This window comes from Pedobacter miscanthi (assembly GCF_032678605.1).
Lineage (GTDB): Bacteria > Bacteroidota > Bacteroidia > Sphingobacteriales > Sphingobacteriaceae > Pedobacter > Pedobacter miscanthi_A.
This window is the reverse complement of the sequence record NZ_JAVTSU010000004.1, coordinates 136,679-159,710: the sequence shown is the minus strand read 5'-3', so window position 1 is coordinate 159,710 and position 23,032 is coordinate 136,679. Positions and strand designations below refer to the sequence as shown.

General features: G+C 39.5%; 21 protein-coding genes. 12 read left to right on the top strand and 9 right to left on the bottom strand.

Going from position 1 to position 23,032, the window contains the following annotated elements:
- Positions 1 to 966 precede the first annotated feature (966 nt).
- The 4 genes from R2R28_RS07845 to R2R28_RS07830 all read left to right on the top strand — a co-directional run bounded on the left by R2R28_RS07845 (position 967) and on the right by R2R28_RS07830 (position 3,939).
- A complete protein-coding gene (locus R2R28_RS07845) occupies positions 967 to 1,326 on the top strand; it encodes a lipocalin-like domain-containing protein (RefSeq protein ID WP_316825131.1) in 360 nt (119 codons plus the stop codon).
- 350 nt (positions 1,327 to 1,676) lie between these two features.
- Positions 1,677 to 1,907, top strand: coding sequence for a hypothetical protein (locus R2R28_RS07840; protein ID WP_316825130.1), 231 nt, complete (start codon positions 1,677 to 1,679; stop codon positions 1,905 to 1,907).
- Positions 1,871 to 2,578 (top strand): hypothetical protein, encoded by a 708-nt coding sequence (locus tag R2R28_RS29145; RefSeq protein ID WP_410479165.1) that lies wholly within the window; start codon positions 1,871 to 1,873, stop codon positions 2,576 to 2,578. The genes R2R28_RS07840 and R2R28_RS29145 overlap by 37 nt, the downstream gene beginning before the upstream one ends.
- A gap of 629 nt (positions 2,579 to 3,207) precedes the next feature.
- Positions 3,208 to 3,939 carry a DUF6261 family protein gene (locus R2R28_RS07830; protein ID WP_316825128.1) on the top strand — a complete coding sequence of 244 codons (732 nt, stop codon included), beginning with the start codon at positions 3,208 to 3,210 and terminating at the stop codon, positions 3,937 to 3,939.
- 613 nt (positions 3,940 to 4,552) lie between these two features.
- Here the strand turns inward: R2R28_RS07830 and R2R28_RS07825 are convergent.
- Together R2R28_RS07825 and R2R28_RS07820 are read right to left on the bottom strand one after the other, a co-directional pair.
- Positions 4,553 to 4,996, bottom strand: coding sequence for an SRPBCC domain-containing protein (locus R2R28_RS07825; RefSeq protein WP_316825127.1), 444 nt, complete (start codon positions 4,994 to 4,996; stop codon positions 4,553 to 4,555).
- 71 nt (positions 4,997 to 5,067) lie between these two features.
- A complete protein-coding gene (locus R2R28_RS07820) occupies positions 5,068 to 5,562 on the bottom strand; it encodes an SRPBCC domain-containing protein (protein ID WP_316825126.1) in 495 nt (164 codons plus the stop codon).
- A 275-nt stretch (positions 5,563 to 5,837) separates the two neighbouring features.
- Between R2R28_RS07820 and R2R28_RS07815 the strand changes: the two genes are divergently transcribed.
- On the top strand, positions 5,838 to 6,830 hold the full coding sequence (locus R2R28_RS07815) for a GlxA family transcriptional regulator (protein WP_316825125.1): 993 nt from the start codon (positions 5,838 to 5,840) through the stop codon (positions 6,828 to 6,830).
- Between the two features lie 320 nt (positions 6,831 to 7,150).
- On the opposite strand, the gene R2R28_RS29140 is transcribed toward R2R28_RS07815, so the two are convergent.
- The 3 genes from R2R28_RS29140 to R2R28_RS07805 all read right to left on the bottom strand — a co-directional run bounded on the left by R2R28_RS29140 (position 7,151) and on the right by R2R28_RS07805 (position 9,671).
- Positions 7,151 to 7,360 (bottom strand): CPCC family cysteine-rich protein, encoded by a 210-nt coding sequence (locus R2R28_RS29140; protein WP_410479163.1) that lies wholly within the window; start codon positions 7,358 to 7,360, stop codon positions 7,151 to 7,153.
- 177 nt (positions 7,361 to 7,537) lie between these two features.
- Entirely contained in the window at positions 7,538 to 8,230 is a 693-nt protein-coding gene (locus R2R28_RS07810; protein ID WP_316825124.1) for a response regulator transcription factor, read from the bottom strand.
- Positions 8,217 to 9,671, bottom strand: a complete 1,455-nt coding sequence (locus R2R28_RS07805; RefSeq protein ID WP_316825123.1) for a HAMP domain-containing sensor histidine kinase — start codon at positions 9,669 to 9,671, stop codon at positions 8,217 to 8,219. The genes R2R28_RS07810 and R2R28_RS07805 overlap by 14 nt, the downstream gene beginning before the upstream one ends.
- 109 nt (positions 9,672 to 9,780) lie before the next feature.
- Between R2R28_RS07805 and R2R28_RS07800 the strand changes: the two genes are divergently transcribed.
- Complete coding sequence (locus tag R2R28_RS07800) at positions 9,781 to 12,165, top strand: outer membrane beta-barrel family protein (RefSeq protein WP_316825122.1); 2,385 nt, start codon at positions 9,781 to 9,783, stop codon at positions 12,163 to 12,165.
- 15 nt (positions 12,166 to 12,180) lie between these two features.
- On the opposite strand, the gene R2R28_RS07795 is transcribed toward R2R28_RS07800, so the two are convergent.
- The gene (locus R2R28_RS07795) at positions 12,181 to 13,020 is read right to left on the bottom strand and encodes an AraC family transcriptional regulator (protein ID WP_316825121.1); all 840 of its coding nucleotides are present in this window, start codon (positions 13,018 to 13,020) and stop codon (positions 12,181 to 12,183) included.
- Between the two features lie 122 nt (positions 13,021 to 13,142).
- On the opposite strand from R2R28_RS07795, the gene R2R28_RS07790 reads away from it, so the two are divergent.
- Positions 13,143 to 14,156 carry a zinc-binding alcohol dehydrogenase family protein gene (locus tag R2R28_RS07790; RefSeq protein ID WP_316825120.1) on the top strand — a complete coding sequence of 338 codons (1,014 nt, stop codon included), beginning with the start codon at positions 13,143 to 13,145 and terminating at the stop codon, positions 14,154 to 14,156.
- Between the two features lie 386 nt (positions 14,157 to 14,542).
- Here R2R28_RS07790 and R2R28_RS07785 read toward each other — a convergent pair whose 3' ends face one another.
- Both R2R28_RS07785 and R2R28_RS07780 read right to left on the bottom strand, forming a co-directional pair.
- A complete protein-coding gene (locus R2R28_RS07785; RefSeq protein WP_025144721.1) occupies positions 14,543 to 14,932 on the bottom strand; it encodes a response regulator transcription factor in 390 nt (129 codons plus the stop codon).
- A gap of 43 nt (positions 14,933 to 14,975) precedes the next feature.
- Positions 14,976 to 15,740 (bottom strand): DeoR/GlpR family DNA-binding transcription regulator, encoded by a 765-nt coding sequence (locus tag R2R28_RS07780; protein WP_121283352.1) that lies wholly within the window; start codon positions 15,738 to 15,740, stop codon positions 14,976 to 14,978.
- A gap of 158 nt (positions 15,741 to 15,898) precedes the next feature.
- Between R2R28_RS07780 and R2R28_RS07775 the strand changes: the two genes are divergently transcribed.
- The 5 genes from R2R28_RS07775 to R2R28_RS07755 all read left to right on the top strand — a co-directional run bounded on the left by R2R28_RS07775 (position 15,899) and on the right by R2R28_RS07755 (position 22,408).
- Positions 15,899 to 17,467: a glycerol-3-phosphate dehydrogenase/oxidase gene (locus R2R28_RS07775; RefSeq protein ID WP_316825119.1), complete on the top strand. Its 1,569-nt coding sequence runs from the start codon at positions 15,899 to 15,901 to the stop codon at positions 17,465 to 17,467.
- 34 nt (positions 17,468 to 17,501) lie between these two features.
- The gene (glpK, locus tag R2R28_RS07770; RefSeq protein WP_316825118.1) at positions 17,502 to 18,992 is read left to right on the top strand and encodes a glycerol kinase GlpK; all 1,491 of its coding nucleotides are present in this window, start codon (positions 17,502 to 17,504) and stop codon (positions 18,990 to 18,992) included.
- A 111-nt stretch (positions 18,993 to 19,103) separates the two neighbouring features.
- On the top strand, positions 19,104 to 19,841 hold the full coding sequence (locus tag R2R28_RS07765; RefSeq protein WP_316825117.1) for an MIP/aquaporin family protein: 738 nt from the start codon (positions 19,104 to 19,106) through the stop codon (positions 19,839 to 19,841).
- Positions 19,842 to 20,295: 454 nt separating this feature from the next.
- Positions 20,296 to 20,967 (top strand): 3'-5' exonuclease, encoded by a 672-nt coding sequence (locus tag R2R28_RS07760; RefSeq protein WP_316825116.1) that lies wholly within the window; start codon positions 20,296 to 20,298, stop codon positions 20,965 to 20,967.
- On the top strand, positions 20,957 to 22,408 hold the full coding sequence (locus R2R28_RS07755; RefSeq protein ID WP_316825115.1) for a DUF294 nucleotidyltransferase-like domain-containing protein: 1,452 nt from the start codon (positions 20,957 to 20,959) through the stop codon (positions 22,406 to 22,408). Before R2R28_RS07760 ends, R2R28_RS07755 begins: the two co-directional genes overlap by 11 nt.
- 258 nt (positions 22,409 to 22,666) lie before the next feature.
- Here the strand turns inward: R2R28_RS07755 and rplT are convergent, their stop codons facing one another.
- Entirely contained in the window at positions 22,667 to 23,011 is a 345-nt protein-coding gene (gene rplT, locus R2R28_RS07750) for a 50S ribosomal protein L20 (RefSeq protein ID WP_025144714.1), read from the bottom strand.
- Between the last annotated feature and the right edge of the window lie 21 nt (positions 23,012 to 23,032).

Below are 23,032 nucleotides of genomic sequence, written 5' to 3'. Positions count from 1 at the left end.
GATTTAAAGAAATCTCCAGTGTATCTGGAATTCCCCCTATTTCAATTCTTCCTCCTTCGTTCACTGCCCAGAACTCAATCTGTCAATCATTGGATTAAGACTGCATACCTGATCTTTTTTTTGAGCATGCAAGTATCTCTGCATACAAATTGTAATCACGCTAATGATTTTGATTTCTCTCTGTACTAACAACACCTTTAAACCGGGCTTTCTACTTATATTAGTTGAATTGTTTACAAAGTATTATTTTTTCCCACTAGATCTTATCTCCTTAAGAAATAAAAAGTAGAAATACAACACTAATATAGCAAATCGATTGTATTTTCCATGAATGATCTACAATAAAAATAAGGACTAATTGGGTATTTCAATAAAGAATCACAATTCATCGAGCTATTGATTTAAGCGCTCAGCATATACACAGCCCCACTATTTTTTAAACGTAAAGAACAAGTTTTATTTTGACCTTGTCTGAAAGATGCTCGCATAACAGCGCCCAAAGTTTCACTGGACCGACTGACTCAAATTTATAGCAGAGGCATAGTGGGTTAAATAACTTACAAGTCTAAATGATATTTATTCATAAGATTTAATCAGAAATTTATAAATCGTTGGCTAAAGGCACATAAACTATAACATATGGAATATCAGTTAATTTCTAATGTTTTAGCGCCAATAGAATAGCCAGCTGCCACATATTCTTTTGCATGAGATCTGAGTATATAGTATCTACATAATAATGATTAGTACTAAAGGTACTAATGCCGATTGTTGCAATGAAATAACCGTGGCTTTTAATATTAGCAAAGGCCAAATGTGGATTGAGGCCTAGTTCTTTAAACATTTTTTCAAATACAGTGATTTCACCTTTAATTTGCTTATCCCGGTTTTTAGAGGTGATCGATGAATAATTAATTGTTCCCTATTTATTAAATCACTAGTTTGGCAAAAAAAAAGATGAAAAAAATGCAGTTTAAACTTTTGATTACCTTCCTATTTTGCATAGCAGGCTTCGTTAGCTACGCTCAAACCTCAAAAGAACTTATCGGAAAGTGGAAACTAGTAAGTGAAACAAAAGATGGTGTGGTGAAGACACCGAAAGACACCTACCAGGTTTTTGTGGAAGGCGGAGAATTCAAGGGAATTAACGGAGATAATTCGCGCAAAGGCAAATGGAAGTTATCGGATGATAATAAGAAACTGACGATTAAAATCAGTATCATTTCTCTCACTTTCACTGTAGATTATTTTGATAGCAAAAAAAGAATAATCAGTAATGATAAAACAGGATCACTGGAATATGAGAAAGTTTACTTATTAAACTAATAAATCACAAACTAACCAAACAATTACTGTCAAATTAATATTTTCTTCTGTTAATTATCTAATTATGGATAAGTTTTTTTAATTTTATACAATAGCATTTGCAGTTAAGAAAGTATTGGTGAGTGATTCGGGGAGTCAGTTACCAGAAGTGTCTTTTAAACCATATAGAGCGGAATTTTAAGCTGGGGTTCGAATCCCCCACTCTCCGCCGAGGTGTCAAAACCTAGATCAAGCCTGAAACCGAAAGATTTCAGGCTTTTTTCGGTTCTAAAACTTTCATTCTCTGTACACTTCTTATATGGTTATAGATTATATTCGCTAAAATATTTAAACCGAAACGCCTCATTTTTATGAAAACACCTGTAACTTTTCTTATCCTGTCGCTCCTGATGATAGCAGATATTGACGCACAAACAACCATCACTTTAGATGCAAATGATAAGGGAAGAGTTTTTGAAGGAATTGGTGCCGTGAGTGCAGGTGCTTCTACCCGTAACCTTTTAGATTACCCTCAAAAGCAACGCTCCGAAGTTCTTGACTTTCTATTCAAACCAAACAGTTTCTACGCCAAAAACCACTAAAGCTATATCAAAACACACTGGAGCTGGAATTAGAAGCTGATGCAATATATATCATCACGACTACCACCGGACAAACAAAAGGCACATTTGGCAGTCCTCCAGAAAATAAACCCTTCCCATTTCCATATACAGAAGATTTCAGCAGTTATAAGCCTGGTGAAACACCGCGGTTCTTTTCTGATCAAAAAGGAACTTTCGAGACCTATCAATATCCTAATGGCGGAATGTGTCTTGCACAGATAGTGCCTGCCCAGGGTATCCTCTGGTATGGCAATTGGTTGCTAAAGCCGCACAGCTTGATCGGTGATGTAAACTGGCAGGATTATGCAATTGAAGGCCATGTTCTAATCGATGGTGGTGAAGTGGAATTAGGTGGCCGCTATGCCGACCGAAATAAACTGGGCCTGCGCTTGATCCTCGCAAGGGATGGCAGATGGCAGCTCAACTGGCAATATAGCACCCTGGCTTCCGGACAGATTGAATACTTTAACCCTGCCAGCTGGCACCACATGCGCCTGGAAATGAAAGGTGACCAGATTACCGGATTTGTGGATGGTATAAAATTAACCACAGTTACAGACAAATCAAATATGAAGGGAATGGCTTTTATCGCCAGTTCCTATGATCACAATTTGTTTGACAATATCAGCGTGACTCCAGTTTCACGGTAATAAACCTTCCAGCGCAAGTCTTAGCGCCCCGGCCCAAGCAAAGGCCCGACTTGTGCTTTCATTAAATATACATATTAATCTCTTTAAAGAATCTCAACTAATTAAGTATTAGAAAGCACAAGTCAGCCAACCCACATCGTCCTGGCTACTAAGACTTGCGCTAGTGAGGGGGATGACGATACTAATTCAAAATATCTCTTGACATAAACTAACCATTTCGTTATTTTAGTCTTATTATATCCCAATTTTACGGAGCAACAATTTATCCCCTACGCTCAAATTATTCATCCCACAGGTATTAACGGGTTTTATACCCATAAATTAAACTACGTTATGGCAATTATAAGTCTGATTAGGGCGCCTCCGTGTTTGCGCTAAGCCGTTGGGACAGCCCATTACCTTTAAAAAAAAGGCAAATTACTTTGAAACCTTCCCACCATAGGTGGCGATAAATCAAAGTTACTTGGAAACCTTCCTACCATAGGTGTCGACAAATCAAAGTTACTTCGAAGCCTTCCTACCCTGGGTGGCGACCAATCAAAGTTACTTTGAAACCTTCCCACCGTAGGTGGCGATAAATCAAAGTAAAAACCATCAAAAACATAATATTAACCATAAAATGAATACCTATGATTAACAGTATAGTATTACAACCGCTTAGAAATAGCGAATATCTCCAATTTATAACCGATACACTAAACATATTATCGAAAAACAATCCAGAGGCCCTTAACATTAGTGCGCAATATAATGCCTTAAGCGACGCAAAAGATGAGGTGGAAAAGCTTTTTAAAATAAGTCAGAGCAGTTTGGTCACTACAGAGATCGAAGTTTTGGATAAGCGAAGGGATGATGCCATAATCGGCATTAACCTATTGGTACAGGCCTTTGCCTATAGTGCTGATGCGGTAGTGAACAAACATGGCAAAACACTTACTGCCCATTTGGCTTTATTTGGTCCACGGATAGCTATTGAGAATTACCAGAGCGAAACCACCATCCTGCGCAATATCGCCAACGACTGGAAAAACAAACCTGAACTTCAGGAAGCCGTTACTGCTTTAAACCTGGGCAGCTGGTTAAACGAACTCGAAAATGCCAATAATGAATTTAACCTATCTTATGCTAAACGTAATGAGGAACTGGCCACCGCACCAACGGAAAAGTTGAAGGAACTGCGCAATACGGCGAACAGCCTGTACTACAAACTCCGCACACGGATCAATTCCAACCTCGATATTAACGATGGTGCAGAGCCATGGGCAACCACAGTAAACTTGCTGAACCAGAATATTAGCACGTACACGTTATTGCAAACCCGCCGCACCGCTGGCATTGGCAGTACAGAAGTAACGGGTTGATGAATTTGCTTTTTTGGTTAACTGGTTAATTGTTTAACCGGTTAACTGAAAATGGCAAACTGATATTGGAAAATTGTCATCCCGAGCGTATTCGAAGACCTTTTTCGATTAGATATTCATTGTTTACCATATGAGAAAATATAAGAACATATAAGCTTATATGTTTCTAAAATGGTTTATATGTTAAAACCCTTCGGATCCGCTACCATTGACAGGCTCCAGTACCTCGCATCCGATGGCTATGGGATGACGATACTTTGAGGTAATTTACCCCACATTCTCTCCTGTCATTTATATTGATTTTTATAAAACAAATTATCCCTCAGGATGACTAAGCTATTCAGCGTGAATCAATTTAAATCTGCGGGAACAAATTAACCAAAAAAGTTCTCCCGCAGATCACACAGATTACCGCAAATTTTAAAGCACCCAATCTAACGCAACTCTCTGCGCCTCTACTTAAAACAGGGCGGATATTTGTATGCATTACGATCTGCGCCTGCGCGGGATCCGATAGCTATCGGATGACGACCACTCTAGCCTAGCCAAAGGGTTAAATTATATTCAGGCACCATCACCCTGCCCAAGAAACCCACGCTTTGAAATACATGATTTAAAACACCTCTACGCCTTTGCCGGTAAGGATATAACTGAACAGGCTTTTTTCAATTAAGCTTTGCCAGGCGCCTGAGCAGCTGCAATAACATTCGATTGCTGGCACAAGTCCCTGATGGGTGAAAGATAATCTGGTCTGATCTCCTTCCGGGCTGATCTCAAACACGATCTTCGTATCTACCCACTCCTTTTGATCAGATACAAAACTGATTTCGCTATCGGTAACCAGCCATACTACCTTTTTTCCGGGCAGCGATTCGATTACCTTTTGTTTAGAAAAGTGAACGTCGCCCATTTGATAGGTAAACTCATCACCCCGTTTTTCGGTGTTGCCTTTAATTTCTCCTTGCCACCATCCGCTCACATGATTGATATCGTTAAATACTTCTTCAGGAGTTTGATCAACCAGGATTGATGTGCTATAATCTTTTTGTTGTTCCATTTTATTTCAATTAAATGTATAATCGGCTTTTCCAAATGCGGGTTGCTAAACGAGAGGCATATGTTTATCCATTATTTATCTGGCAAGCCCCATTTTTTAACGAGTTCGGCATTAAGGCCACCTTCTTTTCCGTTAGGTTTTCCCGTTCCGGTTTCAATATAGTTTTTCAGGCTTCCCTGGATGTAGCTGGTCCAGGCATCCTGGCAAACCTTGTAACATTCGTATTCGGGTACCAAACCCTGATGGGTAAATACGATTTTGGTGTGGTTACCTTCCGGACTTAACTCGAAAATCAGTTTGGTACCTACCCATTCTGTTTTATCTTTCACGAAATTGAACTGGTTATCGATCACCAGGTATACGAGTTTTTGATCGGAAATCTTTTCGATGAGTTTCAGTTTGCACAAATGCACATCCTTATAATGGTAAAAAAAGGATTCGTTGAGCAAATCGCTTGTGCCCTTTATTTCTTCCGACCACCAGCCCCTGAAATTTTGGATGGCCTCAAATGCGGTTTGCGGATTTTTGTTTACCACAATCTGTGTGGTGTAGTCTTTGTTATTCATGGTCGTTTTTTTTATGTTGGTTGAATCTGTTAATTCTTGTGGTTCGGCAAGCTTTCCTGTCGGGCTTTGGCAGCTGAGTAATGCGGTTAATAGAAAAGGTACAATCATGATTTTCATTTTTAGGTTTAAGTGTTTCAGCTGAACCCAATGGTTCCGTGTTCTGGCTGATATACAAAGTAATAGAGAAATTTACAATCCATTAGGGTATTAAATGGACAATATAGCGGGTTGATTTGGACAACGATATCTCTTATCTTTGGATAAAAATAGCAGCCATGAAACACCTGACGATCATAGTACCCAACGGAGAGAATAACCTGAGCAGCATAACAGGAACCTACGAGATTTTTTCGAGGGCAAACTTGTACTGGAAAAATACAGGGAAACAGGAGCTGTTTAGCATCCAGCTGGCCGGGGTATCGCCACGGGTAGATTTTAATGCGGGTCTGTTTTCGGTTAAACCACACACTACCATTGCTGCAATCGCTAAAACTAACCTGATTATTGTACCCTCACTCAACCACAACTATGAACTTGCGCTGAAGGGAAATGATGCCTTAGTTACCTGGTTGCAGCAACAACATCAACTTGGTGCTGAAATCGCTACCATCTGTACTGGTACATTTTTGCTTGCAGCATCGGGCTTGTTAGATGGAAGAGTTTGTTCCACACACTGGTCAGTCGCTGAAAATTTTCGACTGATGTTCCCGAAAGTACATTTGCAAACCGATCTTCTCATTACCGATGAAAAGGGAATTTATACCAATGGCGGGGCTTATTCCTTTTTAAACCTGATCTTATACCTGATCGAAAAATATTACGACCGGCAAACAGCAATCTATTGTTCAAAAGTCTTCCAGATTGAGATAGACCGAAGCACGCAATCGGAGTTCACGATTTTTAACGGTCAGAAAAAACATGAGGACGAAGTTGTAAAACAGGCCCAGAGCTATATCGAGAACAACCTGGAAGAAAAAATTACAATTGGCGACCTCTCTTCAAAATTCAATGTTGGCCGCAGGAATTTCGACAGAAGGTTTATCAAGGCCACCGGAAATACTCCTATTGAATATGCGCAGCGGGTTAAAATCGAGATGGCTAAAAAAGCTTTCGAAACGAGCCGTAAAACCATTAATGAAGTGATGTACGAGGTAGGTTATGCAGACATAAAAGCATTTCGTGAAGTATTTAGGAAATATACCGGTTTGTCGCCTTTAGATTACAGGGGGAAATACAATAAAGACAGTAGTTGGTTCATTAGTCATTAGTTCATTGGTCATTGGTTCATTGGGTTAACTGTTTAAATTGATTAATCGGTTAACTGAGCATTAGTTCACACATCTAGCGCAAGTGTAGGTCTCTCCGTCCCTAATCTGCCAGATCGGGCATGCGCTTAAAGCTATCTTCAAGATCAAAAATTTACAAATGATTGGTTAAAGTATATTCATTGCCTCCACCAAAACTTTCGCCAAGAAACATTATACTGCAAAAACCGGAACGCCATCGAAGACCACTTTTTGCATCAAATTTATCCTATAACAAAGTTAATCATCCCTAATCTCATCTTCTCTAGGTGGTCTTACAAAACTTAAAACGCTCCTCTCTGTAGCACCAAAAGACTTAAATTCACTTTTGATTCCCGCAAAGAAACTAAATTTGGTCCCCCATCATCATCGATGCGCTCCTCTTGATAAAAATCTTTGTGCCAAAAACAAACTGAGCAGATCGTTGAAATTACCTCCTTCTCGATCGTATAAAAACCGCAACAAGCACATTTAATTTTATTCGCTGTATTCATTATTTATTTTTTCGATCTCTAAGATAAAATATTATCTAATTAAATTACGAACACACATTCAACCCATTCTAGCGCAAGTCTTAGCGACGTGGCTCAAGCAAAGGCCTGACTTGTGCTTTAAAATAGTTTCAACCACGAAGACTGGCTCAAGAAAGCAGCTTTTATATCCGAGTACACTCAACAAATAAGCTTATACCCCACTCCTCTTAAACTGATAATCTGTATATCCGTTTCGCTTTTTAAAAGCTTCCGCAGGTGAGCCATAAATACATCCATGCTCCGGCCATTGTAAAAACTATCCTCACCCCAGATTTTGACCAAAGCGTCTTCCCGCTCCAGGATATTGTTACGGTTTTGCAAGAGCAATTCGAGCAATACTGTTTCTTTATAAGAAAGAGAATGTTCGCCTTCAGAAGTTGTTAATTTTTGGGTAACCGGATCTAGTTCGCAGTTTTTAAACTGATATTTTACCGTTAAATCATAACCATCCTTAGTTGTATGACCAAATCTTTTCAAAAGTGATTCCATCCGTACCAGCAGTTCATCAATGCTGAAAGGTTTTTTGAGGTAGTCATTCCCTCCGCTCTTGAATCCGTTAACTACATCTTCCGTAAGCGCTTTTGCACTCAAAAATATGATCGGAATATTGGGATCCGATTTTCTGATTTCGGCTGCCAAAGTATAACCATCTTTTTGAGGCATCATAATATCGAGCACACAAATATCCGGCTTTTGATCCTGAAACTGGTGCCAGGCATTTTCTCCATCCGGTGCAAGCTGTACCTCATAACCGCTACTGGTTAAGCCATCGAGTACAATCCTTGCCAAAAAAGGTTCATCTTCGGCATATAAAACCTTAATTTTCTTCATATAAGGGTAAAATGATTATAAAATTACTCCCTTGTCCTGCCTTGCTATGCAGTTCAACACCACCACCATGCAACTCTACCACTTGCTTAACATAATGAAGTCCTAAACCAGAGCCTTTCACCTGATGTATATTATCCTGGTTGAAAATCCTGAAAAAGCGTTCAAAAACCTGCTGCTGATAAATTTCATTAATCCCAGGGCCATTATCTTTAAAACTGATGGCTAACTTGTGCTCAGCGGTGCTGCAGGATATTTCAATTTTCGATTGCGGAGGAGAATACTTCAGGGCATTATCAATAAGGTTATAACATACATTCGAAATATGCATAAAATCAGCTTTAATAAAATAAGGTTCATCAGATGGTAAAAGTACCAGTTCGGCATTTTTTGCACGCACCTGAATCTCCATCGAAAGCGTTACCTGTTTCAATACCGATTGAATATCGAAGAGGCTAAACTGCATTTTTGTCTTGCCCAGGTCCATCTGCTCTTGCTTAAGCACCTTTTCAATCATCGTTTGCAAACGCTCCAGTTCGTGGCGACTGATATTGATATAGTTCTCCAGTTTTTCAGGTTCATCAACCAAATGATATTTACTGATTGACTCGAGCGCTACAGAAATAGTTGCAATTGGGGTCTGCAATTCATGAGTCATATTACTGGTAAAGCTTATTTTCGCCTGTGCATAAAGTTGCTGATTTTTCATTAACCGGATAATCAAATAAAATGCTGCCGCAGTAAGCATCAACATCAGGAACGATGAAATAAGGTAATAACGCATTTGATAAATAACCAGCCAGGTAACAACAGGCACAACCAGCTGGTACCTGTTCTGAAACTTCAGGTTATACGTATATTTTCCACTTGCAAAAGAAGGAGATAACTTAGAAAGCAGTTTTCCTTTTACCTGTTTCCCGCTGGAGTAATCGTATAAGGTGTAACTTCTATCCACCGGCACGCCCAATAAATTGAGCCGATGGTTTACCATACTGTCCATTACTTTCAGGTCACGCTGATCTTGCAACGAAACTTCGCGTTGCGATTTGCCATCGGTAACAGCAGTAGATTTATGATCGAACTTCAATTTAGCATCATTCAGGAACGACATTTTCATTTGAACGACTGAACTATCATTCGTAATTCCGTAATGGAACTGACTCCGCAGGTTATCCACTTTTAGCTCATCAAAAGCCTGCCTGAGGGCAAGCCATTCTGGAGAAAGGAAAAATTGTTGAAAGCGAAGGCTTTTCTCATGCCCTTTTGCAATGGTTTGATAGGTAATCTGTTTAGAAGCATCGCTCACAATTAATTCAAGTGTTGTTGCAACGGCCTGCCTCTGCGCTAAATATAACTGACGGATCCAGGCACACTGCAAGCAAAGGCTAATTACCAGTGTGATCACTGCCAATGGAAAAACATACCTGGAGGAAAGCCATTTCATTCCTCTAAAATGAACAAATCATTTTATTAATGGAAGTTTGGCTTAAAGATTTAACCATATTTAACCGAGCTTAACTTTGCTTTACATCATTACGAGGTAGTTTTGAAACATGAAAAAACTAACCCTGCTCCTTTTTTGCTTCCTCCCTGTTATCTCACATGCACAACTGCTTAAAGGTTTAATAACCGAAAAAAGCGGAACTCCGATAGACGGAGTAACGGTGAGCTTGCTGCATGCAGATTCGACCGTTGCAGTACAAATGGCTAAGAATGGTTTTTTTAGCTTTTCTCAGCCCCTAAAAGGAAATTACATGCTATTGGCTAATGCTGTAGGGTATAAAAGTATAAAAAAGAACATAAACCTGCCCATTGATTCTATAGTTGTTGTGATGTTTGCTGAAGATAAAACTTTGGAGCAGGTAACCGTATCGGCGTCAAAACCAACCATTATCCGAAAAATAGACCGGGTAATATTCAATGTCGAAAACAGCATTGTGGCTAGTGGCGCAACCGTTTGGGAGGCATTAGGTAAAGCACCAGGTGTACAAACCCGTTTTGATGGTGGCGTAACAGCTAATGGTAAAGGTGTGATGATTTATATGGATGATAAACCACTGAGGCTATCGGGAGAAGACCTGGCGGCTTACCTCCGCAGCCTTCCATCGGATAATATTGCCAGAATCGAAATTATAGCCAATCCTACTGCCAAATACGACGCACAGGGTGGCGCAGTGATTAATATTATATCAAAAAAACCAAAAGGCGATGGTTATAATGTGATATTTTCTGGCGGTTATACCCAGGCAACCTATGGAAGTTATAACCCAGGTATAGTTTTCAATTACCGCAAAAACAAACTTAACCTTTATGGCAATTACGGCTATAGCAACCGTAAAAAAGACCACACAGAAACAGAATATATTATATTCGATGCCCCGCAAAATTATTCAGACTGGAGAAATGAAAAATCCGGAATCCGTGCCGGCGATGCCAATAGTTACAAAATTGGAGCCGATTACAACCTAACCGATAAACAGGTTATAGGCATACTGGTAAATGGCTATAACGGAACAAGTAGCAGGCCCAATAACATTGTAACCAATATATTTAATAACCATGTAACAGTGGCAGATTCTGTACTGCATACTCAAAATCTTTCGGATGGAAAAGTAAACCAATACAGTTTTAACCTGAATTATAAAATTAAACTGGATACCATAGGCAAAAGCATCAATATCGATGTAGATTATGTGCCTTACCAAAATACAAATAACCAGCAGGTAAATACCTACAGCACATTAAATAATGGCAACCTGCTTCAGGATAATTACCACATTTTTACCCCATCAAGCCAGAATATTGATATTTACTCTGCAAAACTGGACTATACCGATAAAATCTGGAAGAAGTGGACACTGGAATCAGGTTTAAAATACAGCAGTATCCACACCCGCAATGGCTTTGACTTTTACAACAATCCTGCTACTGGGCCGGTGCTTATCGAAAACCGAAGTGACCGGTTCGAATATGCTGAAAACATATCGGCTATTTATGCCAGCCTTGCCGGCGATGTGGGAAAATGGAGCTTTGAAGGCGGCTTGCGTGGCGAATATACCCTTACCAACGGCCAGTCTCATGTTTTAAATACCAATAACCAGAATAACTATTTCAAGCTTTTCCCTACACTTTTTGTGGTGTACAAAATAAATAAAGACCATGAAATGAGCCTAACCTATAATTCGAGAATAAACAGACCTGAATACTGGAGGCTCAATCCATTTAAATCGTACACCAGCCCTTATTCCTATCTTGAAGGAAATCCTGCCCTCCAGCCTGCGTTTATTTACAGCGGCGAACTGGGTTATACCTATAAACAACAATATAACATATCATTCTTCTTAAGGCGGGTAGTTAATTATTTCAGCAACATTACCGTGCAGGATAATACTTCGAAACTTTTTTACGATACACAAAGAAACCTGAACCTGAGTCAGCAAATGGGTTTTTCAGCTTCTTTTCCTGTTAAACCAACTTCATGGTGGGAAATTAATAATGATGCGCAGGCTTCCTATCGTCAAGAAAAATCAGGTTATTTACAGGCACGATACGATTACCACGTTTGGGGGATTTATTTGAGTTCAAACCATGCTTTTACCCTAAATAAAGCACAGGGACTAAAAGCCGAACTCAGTGCGTGGTATTCTTCTCCTACCGTTCAGGGGATTTATAAACTTGCACAACTTTATGATGTAAGTGCGGGTATACGTAAAACCCTGCTTAAAGGTAAGGGAACAATCAGGTTTGCTGTTAATGATATTTTTTATGGTAATGCCTACCGGATCAACGTTGATTACGAAAATCAAAAAAATGGTTTTTATGAGAAAAATGATACACGCAATGCTACACTAAGCTTCTCGTACCGTTTAGGTGGCAATCCTACTGCCGCCAGAAAAAGAAGCTCGGCAAGTGAGGAAGAAAAGAAACGGACGCAGTAAAATTTAAACCGAATCTCAACTCGCAACCGAACTTCTAAAAGCCTTCAGGCTCATTCCTCTTTGCGATTTAAAAAATTTGTTCAGGTGGCTTTCATCTGTAAAACCCAGTTCGTAAGCAATTTCATTAATCCGCATATCACTAAAGCGTAAACGGGCTTCTATAAGTTTAATCCTCAAATTAGCTATATACTGTTGCAGGGTTTCATTAGTTTGCTTTTTAAAATACTTACCGAAATAATTTTCAGAAATACCAAACTCAATACTCAATTTTTCAGCCCTTAATTTCTCAGGATTATAAATATTTGCCTGTATATAGTTTAAAAGTGTTAATGTTTTTTGTTCAGCATCTTCCCCAATACAGGCTGGCAGATATTTGGCGATATTCCGGGCCACCAATACAATCATCGTGTCGACCATTTTTGTAATCAGCTCTTTATTATAAAGGTCGCGGTTAACGTATTCTGCAATCATGGCTTCAATGAGCGACTTAACTAAAGGTTTATCAGAGAAATTTTTAAGGATACAACCGGGCTGGTGACTGGCGTTTTGCAGAATATACTCTAGTCTTTTCACATCATCAGTATGGAAATCCTTAGAGCGGAGGTAAACATTTCCAAAACGCAGAAAGAAAAATTCGGTGGTTGTTTCAATTTCAAAAGAATGACAATCTTCAGGCGTAATTAAAAACATATGCCCGGCACAATAATTGAATTTATTATTATTGATACATTGCTTTCCGGTACCAGAAAGAATATAAACCAGTTCAAAAAACAGATGTTTATGTCCTTCTTTAGGGCAATCATCCAACTTTTGATAAACAATTTCGAAAGGTTCGTATAAAGTTTCTTTGTTCATACCATAAAAAATAAGGCGTAAATTTACCAATTAAAAGCGAATTTATACCGGGTTGTAAAACTATATCAGTTTATATTTGCTATATAAAAAAGAATAATTGTATTAAAAATATTTGATAAGCTATGAAAACCATAGGATTTAAAACCTCGCTCCCGATAAACGAAAAAGAAAGTTTTGTTGAATTTGAAATGCCTGTTCCGCAACCTGCCGGCCGCGATATCCTGGTTAAGATAAATGCGATCAGCGTAAATCCGGTTGATTATAAAATCCGCCAGAACAGTGCCAAAGATACTGTGTTGGAAAGCCCTAAAGTGATTGGCTGGGATGCCTCGGGTGTTGTAGAGGCCGTTGGAGAACATGTTACATTCTTTAAACCCGGCGATGCCGTTTATTATGCAGGCGATTTAACCCGTGATGGTTCTAATACCGAGTACCAGCTGGTAGATGAACGTATTGTTGGATTTAAGCCCGCTCAGCTTAATAACGCAGAAACTGCAGCCATGCCACTTACCGCACTTACAGCCTGGGAATCACTTTATGACCGGATACGAATTAATGATCAAAAAGATAAAGGAAAAAGTATCCTGATTATTGGTGGTGCAGGTGGTGTTGGCTCAATAGCCATACAGCTGGCAAAGAAAGTAAGCGGACTGAAAGTAATTACCACCGCCTCCCGGCCAGAAACAGTAGCGTGGTGTAAAAACATGGGGGCCGATGTGGTGGTAAATCATAAAAACCTGGTTGAAGAAGTACGCGCAGCAGGTGTTCAGGAAGTTGATTTTATACTCGATTTTGTAGACCTGAACAGTTATTGGGATGCCATAGTGGAATTAATTAAACCACAAGGGCATATCGCTTCCATAACCGGTTCGGCCACACCTGTTGCACTAAATAAATTGAAAAATAAAAGTGTTACCTTTTCCTGGGAACTGATGTACACCCGTTCCATGTATAAAACTGATGATATGGAGCAACAGCATCATATTTTAAACAAAATGGCAAAATTATTTGACAATGGCACGATTAAAACCACGCTAAATCAAACATTGAAAGGATTTACTGCAGAAAATTTAAAGGAAGCCCACCGTTTATTGGAGAGCGGTAAAACCATTGGTAAAGTTGTAATCGAATATTAGAAACTATGGTCACCTCGATCCGATAATTATTGGATTTATTTCAAGCTCTATCTTGCAAGAAAGATGAGGTTGTATTATAAAACCTTTTCATCAGGAAGTTTGTCTCCCTGAACTTGTCGAAACGCTTTGCATTGAACTAGTAAAGTCCTTCGACAAGCTATCATTGACAGACTTCAAGAAAATGGTTGTCATTGCGGGGAAGAACGACGAAGCAATCTTTCATTCCAGCGATCCCTGCGATAATGATTGCTTCGCAAAAAATCGGGGCAGGCAGTTGGCTGAAAAAGCCTTCTGGCAATGATGATTTACCGAGCCTTCGTGGAGTTATACAGTATAAAAAAAGAGAGAAGCCAGTTTTGACTTCTCTCTTTTTATCTCTTGTTTAATTAAACTTTAGTCCTGTTTTCCGAACTTCTTTTTAACTGGGCATTAATACGCTCCAAAACATCGTAAATATCAAAAGGTTTGCTGATATAATCATCTGCAAATGCATCGATGGCTTTCTGCTCACTATTATTTTGTGCAGACATTACAATAATTGGAATGTGTTTGGTAAAAATATCAGTTTTTAAATCTTCGCAAATTTCTGCTCCGTTTCCGTCTGGTAACATTACATCTAATAAGAAAAGATCAGGCATTGCATCCTGAATATTCTTTTTCAACTCTGCAAACGATGATGAAAGCTGCAGTTCAAAGCCTTCTTCCTTTAATAGAATTTCAATAACGTTTCTGATCTCCTGATCGTCTTCTAAAATGTGTATTCGTTTTTTTTCCATGTTCAAATTATATGTTTGGGATGTACCGTGGGCGTGGAATGCGCTATACGATAGTAACAGTAACACCCAACCCCTCTAAATGTTTTACAATTTGTTCAGAAATTCCTTTATCAGTAATAATATGGTCGATTTCTTCTAATCCGCATATTTTTCCAAAGCCCCTTTTACCAAATTTTGTCGAGTCGGCAAGTACAATCGTTTTTTGCGAAGCACCGATCATTTTACGGTTTAAATGTGCTTCCATGGCATTTGTGGTAGTTAATCCGAAATCAAGATCGATTCCATCTACACCTAAAAAAAGCTTATTGAAATAAAAATCCTGTAAAACCTGCTCGGCATAAGCGCCCATTACCGATGATGAACTTTTTCTTAACAAACCACCCAATTGGATCACTTCTATACTGGGTTCTCGCATCAATTCTAAAGCCACATTCAACGCTGAGGTAACCACGGTTAAATTTGTTGCCGGTGCTATATTTTTGGCGAAATAAAGTACAGTAGTGCCTGATGCAATTACGATAGAGTCGTTATCATTCAGCAATGCAGCAGCAGCCATACCAATTTTATTCTTTTCAGTAGATTGGATTTTCTCTTTCTCGTTAACCGGACGATCAACCGTATATGGATTATTTACCGTAGCACCACCATGGGTTCTAAACAGCAGGCTTTTATCTTCAAGTAGTTTTAAGTCCTTTCTTATTGTTACCGACGATACTTTCAGTTCCTTACATAAATCAACCACGTTGATGTACTGATCGCGTTGCAGGCGACTTAAAATAAACTGGTGCCTTTCAGCCAAATTCATCATAGTATATTTAATTTGCAGGCTGCAAATTAGCAATAAAAACATTCTTTAAAATATTTTAAACAAATAATTAATAAATTTTTAACACAGATACTATATTATTCCGATTACGATTTCGTATAATTGCGTATTGTTTCGTTTTATTATCTTTATACTTAAAAATGAAAAGATTACATCAGCCACAAACCGAAGAAAACATCAATTGGGATTTAATTATCATTGGTGGCGGTGCGACAGGATTGGGCACTGCTCTGGATGCTGCAAGCCGTGGTTTTAAAACTTTACTGGTAGAGCAGGCTGATTATGCAAAAGGAACATCGAGCAGAAGTACCAAACTGGTACATGGCGGTGTAAGATACCTTGCCCAGGGAGATATAGGCCTGGTAAGGCATGCCCTTAAAGAACGTGGCTTATTACAACAGAATGCCAAGCATTTGGTCCATAAAGAAGCGTTTTTAATTCCTTGCTACGATTGGTTTTCTATTATTAAATACCTAACCGGACTTACCCTTTACGATTGGCTGGCAGGAAAATACAGCTTCGGAAAATCTAAATATTTCTCCAAAAAAGAAACATTAGCCATGATGCCCGGCATAAAAGCGAAAGGCTTAAAAGGAAGCATCAGGTATTACGATGGAAAGTTTGATGATGCCCGCTTAGCGATCAATATTGCACAAACCGCGATAGAAAAAGGGGCATCCCTATTAAATTACACAAAAGTAACTGGTTTATTAAAAAACGGAGAAACTGTTACAGGAATTGAAACAGAAGATGCAATTACTGGCTTAAAAGCTACATATCATGGCAAAGTAGTGATTAATGCCACAGGTGTTTTTGTAGATGACATCCTGCATATGAACAATCCTGATTCGAAAAAAATGGTCCGCCCAAGTCAGGGCGTACATCTAGTATTGGAAAAAAGTTTTTTGAACAGCGAATCTGCTTTAATGATCCCGAAAACTTCTGACGGACGTGTATTATTTGCCGTTCCCTGGCACGAACATTTACTTGTAGGCACTACTGATACCCCATTGGATGAACACAGCCTTGAACCAAGAGCATTAAAAGAAGAAGTAGATTTTATTATGGGTACTGCGGCCAGTTATTTTACCCGAAAACCATTGGAAAAAGATATATTAAGTGTGTTCTCGGGTTTACGCCCGCTGGCTGCGCCTACCAGCGGTAATGAAAACAGTACAAAAGAAATCAGTAGGGATCATAAACTAATTGTTTCAGCCAAAGGGCTTATTACCATAACCGGTGGAAAATGGACCACTTATCGCCGCATGGCAGAAGAAACCGTTGATTTGGCCATTACACACGCTGGGCTTGAACCGAAAGCATGTGTAACCCAAAACTTGAGCATCCACGGCAGTGCAATAACCGAAGAAAATCACTATTTATCAATCTACGGATCAGACCGTGATAAAATTGAAACCTTAATCAGTCAATATCCTGATCTTGGCCATAAATTACATCCTTCTTTCCCTTTTACCGAGGCTGAAGTCGTTTGGTCTGCACGGAATGAAATGGCAGAAACCGTAGAAGATATTCTAAGCAGAAGGCTGAGGGTATTATTTATTGATGCACAGGCGGCAAAAGAGATGGCACCACGGGTAGCTTCCCTTTTGGCGAAAGAATTATCTGCAGATCAAAATTGGGAAAGCCAACAGGTTGAAACTTTTAATACATTAGCTGATGGTTACCTTTATCATCAACCTATAAAATAACCATTTGGGCACTGCCCAAAACCAAATATGAATTATGAGCAAGTACATCTTATCTATCGATCAGGGAACCACAAGTTCGAGGGCCATTATTTTTAACCACGATGGCGAAATTGTAGCGATTGCACAAAAAGAGTTCACACAAATTTACCCTAAAGCGGGCTGGGTGGAACACGACCCTATGGAAATCTGGTCTACACAATTGGCCGTGGTAACCGAGGTAATTGTTAAGGCAAGCCTTACTGTAAACGATATTGCCGCCATTGGTATCACCAATCAGCGCGAAACGACGGTGGTTTGGGATAAAGAAACCGGCTTACCCATCCATAACGCCATTGTTTGGCAAGACAGGCGTACCTCTGCCTATTGTGATGAAATTAAAGCACAAGGTCTTGCCACTAAAATTCAGGATAAAACTGGCTTAATCATCGATTCTTATTTCTCAGCAACCAAAGCCAGGTGGATTTTGGAAAATGTGGAAGGGGCAAGAGAAAAAGCGGAGGCCGGAAAACTGGCTTTTGGCACCATAGACAGCTGGCTGATCTGGAAATTAACGGCTGGCGAAAAACACGTAACCGATGTAACCAATGCATCGCGTACCATGCTCTATAACATTAATACCTTAAGCTGGGATGACGAACTGCTCGAATTATTTTCTATTCCGAAGGCAATGTTACCCGAGGTAAAATCATCAAGCGAGGTTTATGGTGAAACCGCCGGAAGAATACTGGCAGCTAAAATTCCTATCGCAGGCATAGCCGGCGATCAGCAATCGGCCCTGTTCGGACAAATGTGCACCGAAATTGGCATGGTAAAAAATACTTATGGTACAGGCTGTTTCATGCTGATGAATATCGGATCGAAACCAAAAAAATCGGCAAACAACCTCTTAACCACCATTGCCTGGCAAATTAATGGCGAAGTAAATTATGCTTTAGAAGGCAGTATCTTTATTGGTGGCGCAGTTGTACAATGGTTAAGGGATGAAATGGGATTCATTTCCAGGTCTGCCGATGTAGAAACACTGGCTAAAAAGGTAAATGATACCGATGGCGTGTATGTAGTACCTGCTTTCGCGGGTTTAGGCGCACCACATTGGGACCAGCATGCCCGCGGCACCATAACCGGATTAACCCGGGGAACAAATAAATCACACATTGCAAGGGCTGCTTTAGAAAGCATTGCTTACCAAACTATGGATGTACTAAAAGCCATGGAGGCTGATGCAGGAGTAAGTATTGCAGAGCTTAGAGTTGATGGCGGTGCAACGGCAAACGATTTGTTAATGCAATTTCAGGCAGATTTGCTTAACTGTAAAGTTATCAGGCCCCAAGTTACCGAAGTAACGGCCATTGGTGCTGCTTATCTGGCAGGGTTAGCTACTGGTTATTGGGAAAATATCGATCAAATCCGTAACCAATGGAAAATCAACAAAACCTTCACCGCAGAAGAAGGCATAAACAATACAGAGAGGATCAAGGGCTGGAACAGGGCTGTAAAAGCCGCCAGGGTTAATGCAGAGGATTAATGCAAGGCAATCGTCACCCTGAATTTATTTCAGGGTCTTGGCGTATATAAAAAGATACTTGTTAGGAATTGCTATTAATTAAATTAATTGAAAATCGCTTATTTTTTTACTATGAACGTATATCTCGCAGAATTTATTGGTACCGCATTAATGATCCTATTAGGTAATGGAGTGGTAGCTAACGTGGTCCTCAAAGGCACAAAAGGCAATAACAGCGGTTGGATTGTAATTACCACCGCCTGGGCGCTTGCCGTATTTGTAGGTGTTGTGGTGGCCGGTCCATATAGCGGTGCACACTTAAACCCTATTGTAACTTTAGGTTTGGCCATTGGAAAAGGCTTTAGCTGGGCATTGGTGCCCTATTACATTTTAGCACAACTTACTGGTGCTATTACGGGTTCTTTTTTAGTATGGCTTATTTATAAGGATCATTTCGATGCCACAGAAGATCCTGGCTTAAAAGCCGCACCTTTTGCCACAGCTCCCGCCATTAGGAATAAAGTATCCAACCTGCTTTCAGAAATCATCGGCACTTTTGTACTCATATTTGTAATCTTCTATTTTACAGATGCAAGCATGGGTACAAAAGAAACGGTTACCCCTATTGGTTTAGGTTCTATGGGGGCAATTCCGGTTGCTTTTTTAGTATGGGTAATTGGCTTGGCCTTAGGTGGAACCACTGGATATGCCATCAACCCCGCAAGAGATTTAGGCCCGCGGATTGTTCATGCGTTAATCCCCATGAAGGGTAAAGGAAGCAGCGACTGGGCTTATGCCTGGGTGCCTATTGTTGGCCCAATCATCGGATCGGTATTGGCAGCGGTGGTATTTTTGTTAATTAGCAAATAAAAATCAGACCTCGCAGGTTTCGAAAATCGCGTAGCCCTCAATGAGGTATCTAAACACATACACCCCAAATTATAACTGCGAGGCCTGGTTAAAGATAATAATAAAGCCAACCAATACTTAAATGCACTCAGGTGACTTAGGTGATCAATATTATTTTGAAAATCAGGGTTTGGTACATTTTGGGTATAACAGTCCTGCTATCACTTCAAGTCCGCGCTCGTTCCTCGCTTACGGGCTTTCCGTTCTATCAGGTTTATTAAACCCGGTCCTGTGGTTTTTACAACCTTAAACTAATCCCCTAAAACCAGTGATTTTTTACCTGGACGTGTTACTTTCATACCCTGTAAAGTTAACATGTTAAAAATGGCTATCATCCAATTTTCTTTTACACAGCTACCGAATAATAATTATCTTTGAGATAAGATCGAGCTATTATTTACCTAACCATGTAACATTGCAGGAATATTTCTTAGTTGTTGATACCGAAACATCCGGGCTACCAAAAAACTGGTCGGCACCGTATACTAACGAAAAAAACTGGCCTCACATTCTCCAGATTGCCTGGATTATTTATGACCCCCAACACAGGGAAATTAAGCGGGAAAATCATTTTATCAGCAGTGCTGGCGTTAAAATAGACAAGGAAGCACTAAAAATCCACCACATCACTTCTGAATACCTTCAATTTCATGGCGAGGATAAAGAAAAAGTGATGTTGCAATTTGCTGAAGATATTGAACAATACAAACCCCTGGTTATCGGCCATTTTATCGAACTCGATTATCACATGATAAATGTAGAATTGCACCGGATCGGCAGGGAAAATATTTTTAAAAATCTTGTTTTTTTCTGCACCATGAAAGCAAGTTCGCCTTACATTACCAATACGGTAATCAGCCATTTAAAACTCGATAAATTTTATACAGTTTTATTTAACGAAATACCTGAAAATGTGCATAATGCACTTTCAGATGCTTTAAATACAGCCAAAATCTTTTTTCATCTTTTAGAAACAGGCAAAATAAGCCTAACTTCAACTTACCATCAGGAACACACTTTTAATCAGGAAAAGAAAAAGACATTTTCGTTTAAAAGCATTTTACAGGCAATTTTTAATGGAAGATAAATTAGCAGATCAGATTTATACAGCCCGTATTGGCGATATCACCTTTAAAAAAATTGTGAGTTGTAGCCCTGGCACACCCATTTTTGAAGTAGCAATTAAAATGGCAGAGCATAAAACCAGTTGCCTTTTTATTAAAAATGAAAAAGGTGATTTCCTGGGTTTTGTAACTGATATTACCCTCCGCGATGATGTAATTGCCAAACAGTTAAACACCAACTTACCAATTGATACGGTAATGGATACCAACATTGTAACTATATCACCAGAGGCATATGTGTACGAGGCGATATTGATGATGTTCAGTAAAAAATCGCGTTACCTTTTGGTAAACGATAATGGCCATTATGTTGGTTTTTTGAGCAGGAACAGGTTATTAAGCGAGCAGGCTGAATCTCCCCTGGTTTTTATCCAATCTGTAAAATCGGCGGTAAATACCAGCGACTTAAAACTAAAATGGCAAAAAGTACCCAACATTGTGGCGCAGTTACTGGCCAGAGGCGTGCATGCCAAAATTGTAAATGAAGTAGTTACTACCATTGCCGATACCATTTCTTTTAAAATTATTGAAGAAGTAATTGCTAAACTGGGGCCACCTCCAGCCAAATTTGTATTTATGGTTCTGGGTAGTGAAGGCAGAAAAGAATTGAGCCTTAAAACCGATCAGGACAATGCGATTATTTATGAAGATACTCCGGAAGATAATCGTGCAGCAGTTCGCTCTTATTTCCTCGATCTGGCTACACAAGTTTCTGATAAATTAAATTTTGTTGGCTTTGTATATTGCGACGGCGATTACATGGCCACCAACCCAAACTGGACACACTCCCTTTCGCACTGGAAATACAATTATAAAAACTGGATTGAAGAGGCTTTGCCAGAAGCTGCCGTTAAATTTGCAGCATTTTTCGACTGCAGGGCTATTTATGGTGATTTAAATATCATGCAAAGTTTAAGAGCCTTTGTTGACGAAGAACTGCAAAAACCCATCGAAAAGTTTTATGTGTATCTTGCCAAGAATGCTTTACTTTACGAACCACCACTAACTTATTTCAGGAACATCAGGACCCAGAAAATCCATAAGAAAGAAGTATTCGACATTAAAACGGCGATGACGCCCATTGTAGATCTGGCAAGGGTTTACGCCTTACAGAACAGGATTTTTCAAAAAGAAAATACCGGCGAACGATTAAAAGCACTTAAAGAATTGGGCGTTTTTACCGAAGCTCAGTATAACGAACTTGCTCAATCTTATTATTACCTGATGGGCCTTCGCTTAAAACATCAGGCTAATCTCATCATCAACGATCAGGCTACGCCAAATAATTTCATCGAAATTGATGCATTAACCAAAATTGAAAAGGTAACATTAATTGAAATTTTCAAGATCATCCAAAACTTTCAAAGTGGCATCAGGATGAAATTTACCAATAGTTTGGGTTAAAGGCTGAGCGGATTGCGTTTGGCGTTTAAAGACTTACGAGGTCTGATAGTCATGGTGCTGGTAAACCTCTTAAGGTTATCTTCAAGTCCGAAATAGTCGTCATTTCGAGCGGAGTGCAACGAAGTCGAGAAGTCTGCCTCGAGATAGATCTCTCCATTCCACTGCGTTCCAGTCGAGAAGACGAACAAGTAAAACAAAAAAGGTCCCGATTTGCATCGGAACCTTTTCTAAATATGATTATCGCCTAAGCGAAAATTTCTATTTTACTGCATCAATTACAGCTTTGAAAGCTTCTGGGTGATTCATTGCTAAATCAGCCAATACTTTACGGTTTAAACCGATTTCTTTTGAAGCTAATTTACCGATCAATTGAGAGTAAGAAATACCGTGTTGACGTGCACCAGCGTTGATACGTTGGATCCACAATCCGCGGAATTCTCTTTTCTTAACTTTACGGTCACGGTATGCATATTGCAAACCTTTTTCTACTGTGTTTTTAGCAACAGTATAAACCTTACTTCTTGCTCCCCAATAGCCTTTGGCTAGATTAAGGATTTTTTTTCTTCTTCTTCTCGAAGCTACTGCGTTTACCGAACGTGGCATGTTGTTGTTGTTTTTTGGTAA

Bases quoted from the DNA above. Each gene is read 5' to 3' on its own strand.
- R2R28_RS07755 (WP_316825115.1), top strand. From the start codon at position 20,957: ATGGAAGATAAATTAGCAGATCAGATTTATACAGCCCGTATTGGCGAT.
- R2R28_RS07825 (WP_316825127.1), bottom strand. From the start codon at position 4,996: ATGGAACAACAAAAAGATTATAGCACATCAATCCTGGTTGATCAAACT.
- R2R28_RS07845 (WP_316825131.1), top strand. From the start codon at position 967: ATGCAGTTTAAACTTTTGATTACCTTCCTATTTTGCATAGCAGGCTTC.
- R2R28_RS07780 (WP_121283352.1), bottom strand. From the start codon at position 15,740: ATGATGAATTTGGCTGAAAGGCACCAGTTTATTTTAAGTCGCCTGCAA.
- R2R28_RS07810 (WP_316825124.1), bottom strand. From the start codon at position 8,230: ATGAAGAAAATTAAGGTTTTATATGCCGAAGATGAACCTTTTTTGGCA.
- R2R28_RS07820 (WP_316825126.1), bottom strand. From the start codon at position 5,562: ATGAATAACAAAGACTACACCACACAGATTGTGGTAAACAAAAATCCG.
- R2R28_RS07785 (WP_025144721.1), bottom strand. From the start codon at position 14,932: ATGGAAAAAAAACGAATACACATTTTAGAAGACGATCAGGAGATCAGA.
- R2R28_RS07805 (WP_316825123.1), bottom strand. From the start codon at position 9,671: ATGAAATGGCTTTCCTCCAGGTATGTTTTTCCATTGGCAGTGATCACA.
- R2R28_RS07795 (WP_316825121.1), bottom strand. From the start codon at position 13,020: ATGAACAAAGAAACTTTATACGAACCTTTCGAAATTGTTTATCAAAAG.
- R2R28_RS07830 (WP_316825128.1), top strand. From the start codon at position 3,208: ATGATTAACAGTATAGTATTACAACCGCTTAGAAATAGCGAATATCTC.
- rplT (WP_025144714.1), bottom strand. From the start codon at position 23,011: ATGCCACGTTCGGTAAACGCAGTAGCTTCGAGAAGAAGAAGAAAAAAA.
- R2R28_RS07840 (WP_316825130.1), top strand. From the start codon at position 1,677: ATGAAAACACCTGTAACTTTTCTTATCCTGTCGCTCCTGATGATAGCA.
- R2R28_RS07815 (WP_316825125.1), top strand. From the start codon at position 5,838: ATGAAACACCTGACGATCATAGTACCCAACGGAGAGAATAACCTGAGC.
- R2R28_RS07765 (WP_316825117.1), top strand. From the start codon at position 19,104: ATGAACGTATATCTCGCAGAATTTATTGGTACCGCATTAATGATCCTA.
- R2R28_RS07790 (WP_316825120.1), top strand. From the start codon at position 13,143: ATGAAAACCATAGGATTTAAAACCTCGCTCCCGATAAACGAAAAAGAA.
- glpK (WP_316825118.1), top strand. From the start codon at position 17,502: ATGAGCAAGTACATCTTATCTATCGATCAGGGAACCACAAGTTCGAGG.
- R2R28_RS07775 (WP_316825119.1), top strand. From the start codon at position 15,899: ATGAAAAGATTACATCAGCCACAAACCGAAGAAAACATCAATTGGGAT.
- R2R28_RS07800 (WP_316825122.1), top strand. From the start codon at position 9,781: ATGAAAAAACTAACCCTGCTCCTTTTTTGCTTCCTCCCTGTTATCTCA.
- R2R28_RS29140 (WP_410479163.1), bottom strand. From the start codon at position 7,360: ATGAATACAGCGAATAAAATTAAATGTGCTTGTTGCGGTTTTTATACG.